The organism is Ornithinimicrobium jinqii (genome assembly GCF_045032595.1).
In the GTDB taxonomy this organism is placed as follows: Bacteria; Actinomycetota; Actinomycetes; order Actinomycetales; family Dermatophilaceae; genus Ornithinicoccus.
Window position 1 is genome coordinate 1 of record NZ_JBJFZS010000054.1, and the last position, 3,630, is coordinate 3,630.

Here is a 3,630-nt window from a genome sequence, read left to right on the forward strand (position 1 = left end):
CGCCGGATGCATCGTCCACTCCGACCGCGGCAGTCAGTTCCGGTCGCGGAAGTACCTCGCCGCGCTGCGACGCCACCACCTGGTCGGATCCATGGGACAGGTCGGCACGTGCCTGTTAACCGGCCAATCGCTCCTTGATGGGCGTTCGGGAGGTGGCCCACGCCGCAGTGGAGGTCCTCGCTTCGAGCGGTGCGAAGGCGTAGGCATGTGGCATGGACACCGACGCCGGTGCTGTCAGTCTTCGCCAGGTCGATCAGCGCTGGGAGCTGACCTGTCCTGCCCGACCTGAGCTCGTCGCCGTCCCCAACGCGTACCTGGGATACCTGACTGACCGGAACTACTCGCCTCGCACCGTGCGCACGTACGGCTTCGGGCTGGTGGCGTTCTGCCGCTGGGCGCACGGCACGGGCAAGGACGTCGAGGCCGTGAGCACTGATGACCTGCTGTCGTTCTTGTCCGCCTGCCGGCAGCAGGTCGTGGCCGGTCGTGGCGGACCGAACGTGGTCGACCTGGCCGGGCGCCGCACCGACCGCCTCGCCCCGGCCTCGGTGAACCTGCGCCTGGCCGCCGTCGCGGGGATGTATGAGTACCTGGCGATGCGTGACCCCGACCGGGTCTCTCCGGTGCCCAAGGGACGGCCCTCGACCTGGTTCGCGCAGGGGGAACGCTCCGGGCTGCTGGCCCACACCAAGCGTCGACCCGCGCCGCGGTCCCGGCTGCGGTTGCGGACCCCGCGACGACTGCCTCGGGCCTTGACCCCGACAGAGACCAGGGCGCTGCTGACCAGCCTGCGCAGTCGACGGGACCTGGCGATCGCGGGGCTGATGCTGTACTGCGGGCTGCGCTCGTGCGAGGTCCTCGCCCTGGGTGTGACCGACGTCGACATCGGCGGCCGGTGGTTGCTGGTGCACGGCAAGGGCGGCAAGGACCGCCGGGTCCCGCTGGATGAGGACCTCGCCGCGGCGATCAACGCCTACCTGCTCACCGAGCGCCCGGACACGCCCAGCCCGTCGCTGTTCGTGGTGGCCAAGGGTCCTACCCGCGGGCAACCGCTGACCCCGGCCGGGTTGCGCACCATCTTCCGCTACCACCGTGCCCGCAGCGGCGCCGGCGCCGGCGCACCGCACGCGCTGCGGCACACGTTCGGCACCGCACTGGCCGAGGCCGGGGTCGACCTGGCCGTCATGCAGTCCCTGCTCGGACACGCCCACGTCGACACCACCGCCCGGTACATCCACCTCGCCCCGACCCACGTGAAAGCCGCCTACGATGCTGCCCGCACCCGGCAACGCCACACCAGCGCCTGAGCAGCACGACGGTGCCGAAGCACCACAGGAGGTGCTGGCCGCCTACCACGCCCACCAAGGGCTCACCGGCCGCGGGAACAGCGCATTCACCAGCGCAGCGAAAGCCTTCCTCAGACGCTGGCCCCACGTGCAGGACTGGGCGGCCGAACCGCTGAGAGTGCAGCTGTCCGCGAGCACCGCCACCCGCCCGTTCATCACCTTCCTGCTCGTCACCGGACGCCTGCACCCCTCGTTGGAGTACCTGGTGCACCGCAAGTTCTCGTCCCTGTGGCGCGACCTGCCCAGCACCGTGATCGGCGAGGACGTCCAGGAGTTCATCACCGCCGCCCGAGCCGTCGGCTACTCCGAACGGGTCGCCTCAGGCATGGCCTCCCAAGTCATGGCCCGGGTCCTGTTCGCCACCGGAAAACGACTGAGCCAGGTCACCCATGACGACTTCGACGCCCTGGCCGCCGCCGGCCAGGCACGACAGGAGACGAGCGGACGCACCTGGAAGCACTACCGTGCCTGCGCCACCGCGACCCGGACCGTGCTGTTCCACCACGGCGTGCTCCCCACGCCGCCTCCCTCGTGGGAGCAGCGTTGGCCGTTCGCCCGACGCCTGGGCGGCGTGCCCGAGCCTATGCACTCGATCCTGGTGCGCTACCTGGACCGCAAGTCGGTGACCTGCAAACCGGCCACCGTCTCCTCCCTGGCGACCAGGCTCGCCCACTTCGGCACCTTCATGACCACCCTCGACCCGGACCTCACCCCGGCGGGCCTGGACCGGGTCACGCACGTCGAACCGTGGCTGGTCGCGCTCACCCGGGCGGAGAACACCAAGTCCGGCGGTGTCCTGTCCGTGCCCGAGCAAGCCCGCCGGATCCTGGCGGTGGCCAACTTCTGCTCCGACATCACCGAGTGGGACTGGCCCGAGGCACCCGCCCGCAAGCTGTTCTACGCCTCCGACAACCCGCGCCTGCCCCAGCCCCTGCCCCGGTTCCTCCCGCCGGCCGCCGACCAGGCCCTGACCCAGGCACTCACCGACTCACCCAACCGGCTGGCCGCCGACGCCCTCCTGCTGCAACGCGCCTGCGGACTGCGCATCGGCGAACTGCTCGACCTCGAGCTCGACACCGTCATCGACGTCCCCGGCGCCGGCTCCTGGCTCAAGGTCCCCCTCGGCAAGATGGACACCGAGCGGATGGTCCCGATCGACACCGAGACCCTCACCCTGATCGACCGCATCAGCACCACCCGCAGCCCCGGCCGCCCGATCCCGCACCCGCGCACCGGACGCCCCGCGGACTTCCTGTTCACCGCCCACGGCCACCGGCTCAGCCAGAACCGGTTGCGGACCGAGCTCGACCGGGCCGCCGCCTCCGCCGGCCTCGGACACATCACCCCCCACCAGCTGCGGCACACCTACGCCACCGCCCTGGTCAACGCCGGCGTCTCCCTGCAGGCACTCATGGTCATCCTCGGCCACGTCAGCGCCGAGATGAGCCTGCGCTACGCCCGCCTCTTCGACACCACCATCCGCGCCGAGTACGAACGCGCCCTCACCCTGGCCAAGTCCCGCCTCGGTCCGCTGCCCATCTCCGAGCGCGACACCCGCGACCCGGGCCAGGACGACGACTGGCGCACCACAGCGACCATCAAGACCGCCCTCGCCGGCGGCTACTGCCTGCGCGCCCCGGCGCAAGGACCCTGCGCCTACGCCAACCTGTGCGAGCACTGCCCCGCCTACCGGACCACCATCGAACACATCCCCGTCCTGACCGCCCAACGCGACGACGCTGTTGCTCTCGCCCAGGACGCCACCGACCGAGGCTGGGACGCCGAGACCGAACGGCACCTACGGCTGATCAGTCGGCTCACCACCCACATCGAGCAGGCAGCGACACGCCGGACCCCCGCGTGACCAACAGCACAACCCGCCTTACCGCGCCCCGACTCAGCCGTCGATTAGCCGGATAAAGCGCCGACAACGCCGCCATGGAGTCCTTCTTCGCCCTCTTGCAGAAGAACGTCCTGACCGCCGCCGGTGGACCACCCGGCAGGACCTTCGCATCCACATCGTCACCTGGCTCGAGCGGACCTACCACCGGCGCCGGCGCCAGGACCGACTCGGCCGGTTGACGCCCATCGAGTACGAGGCCACCATGGCCACAGCCGCCCCTCAGGCGGCCTGACCCAACCTGTCACCTACCCGTGGGGACTGTCCGCCAAACGGTGTTTCTGGTCTGACACGCCGGCACAGCTGGCGGGGAAGGTCATGAGATGACCGAGAAGATCTCGAGCATGAGCTCGATGCCGAAGGAAGTGAAGAAGTTGGTCTCGC

General features: G+C 70.3%; 2 protein-coding genes and 1 pseudogene. All 3 read left to right on the forward strand.

Annotated elements, in window-relative coordinates; translation table 11 throughout:
- The first annotated feature begins 212 nt into the window (after positions 1 to 212).
- Positions 213 to 1,307, forward strand: a complete 1,095-nt coding sequence (locus ACI3ET_RS16225) for a tyrosine-type recombinase/integrase (RefSeq protein WP_405034107.1) — start codon at positions 213 to 215, stop codon at positions 1,305 to 1,307.
- Positions 1,270 to 3,210 carry a tyrosine-type recombinase/integrase gene (locus ACI3ET_RS16230; protein ID WP_405034109.1) on the forward strand — a complete coding sequence of 647 codons (1,941 nt, stop codon included), beginning with the start codon at positions 1,270 to 1,272 and terminating at the stop codon, positions 3,208 to 3,210. The genes ACI3ET_RS16225 and ACI3ET_RS16230 overlap by 38 nt, the downstream gene beginning before the upstream one ends.
- A gap of 59 nt (positions 3,211 to 3,269) precedes the next feature.
- Positions 3,270 to 3,481, forward strand: a pseudogene (locus ACI3ET_RS16235) (IS3 family transposase); the annotation flags it as partial.
- Positions 3,482 to 3,630 lie beyond the last annotated feature (149 nt).

Bases quoted from the DNA above. Each gene is read 5' to 3' on its own strand.
- ACI3ET_RS16225 (WP_405034107.1), top strand. From the start codon at position 213: ATGGACACCGACGCCGGTGCTGTCAGTCTTCGCCAGGTCGATCAGCGC.
- ACI3ET_RS16230 (WP_405034109.1), top strand. From the start codon at position 1,270: ATGCTGCCCGCACCCGGCAACGCCACACCAGCGCCTGAGCAGCACGAC.